1 protein-coding gene is annotated in these 1109 nt (G+C 38.2%); it reads left to right on the top strand.

Features of this window, described 5'->3' with window-relative positions; all coding sequences use genetic code 11:
- The coding region (locus FM107_RS04680) for a TonB-dependent siderophore receptor (protein WP_179204400.1) at nt 1-1109 on the top strand (1109 nt) is incomplete at both ends.

Genomic DNA, 1109 nt, shown 5'->3' on the forward strand with positions numbered 1-1109 from the left:
CTGATTGACCGTATCGAAGTAGTAAAAGGACCTGCTTCCACCCTGTATGGTAGTGAGGCTGTTGGTGGTCTGATTAACGTTATTACAAAAAGACCGGGTAATGCTCCTATTATTTCAGCCGATGTATTTGGTACAACTTGGGCAGAGGTAAATGCAGATTTAGCAGCCAAATTTTCCGTAGGGAAAAAAGCTCAATCGCTTTTAGGCGTAAACTATTTCAATTACAGCAATCCTATTGACAATAACAATGACAACTTTACGGATGTTACCTTGCAAAACCGAATTTCAGTATTCAATAAATGGAGCTTTGACAGAAAAGACAATAGGGTTTTTACTCTGGCAGGAAGATACGTATATGAAGACCGTTGGGGTGGAGAAATGAATTGGGAAAAGAAATACAGAGGTGGTGATGAAGTATATGGAGAAAGCATTTATACCAGCCGTTGGGAGCTTATGGGAAATTATCAGCTTCCTGTAAGCGAAAAAATATTTTTCCAATTTAGTGCGAACGGTCACGATCAAAATTCAGTTTATGGAAACACGCCTTATATGGCTGACCAGAAAATAGCTTTTGGACAGTTGACGTGGTTTAAAACATTGGGAAAACACGATTTATTGACAGGTCTTGCATACCGTTACACTTATTATGATGATAATACACCAGCAACCGCTGATGCAGCAGATTTAGACAAAAACAAACCGACACATACCAATCTGCCAGGAATATTTATACAGGATGAGATAACATTTAATGACAATAACAAGGTATTATTGGGGATGAGATATGATTATAACTCGCTTCACGGAAGTATCCTTACCCCTCGTGTGAATTATAAATGGAGTTCTGAAAATAAAAACAATGTTTTACGCTTAGGTTTTGGTAACGGTTACCGTGTAGCCAATGTGTTTACAGAAGATCACGCTGCCCTGACCGGTGCAAGGGAAGTAGTTTTTATCAACGATCTTAAACCGGAAACTTCTTGGAATGGTAACCTGAACTTTGTAAAAAAGATAAACGCAGGGAACACCTTTATCGGTTTAGATGCTACTGCTTTCTATACCTATTTTACCAACAAGATTATAGCTGATTATGATACAGATCCAAATAA

This window comes from Sphingobacterium sp. JB170, from assembly GCF_900163865.1.
GTDB lineage: Bacteria > Bacteroidota > Bacteroidia > Sphingobacteriales > Sphingobacteriaceae > Sphingobacterium.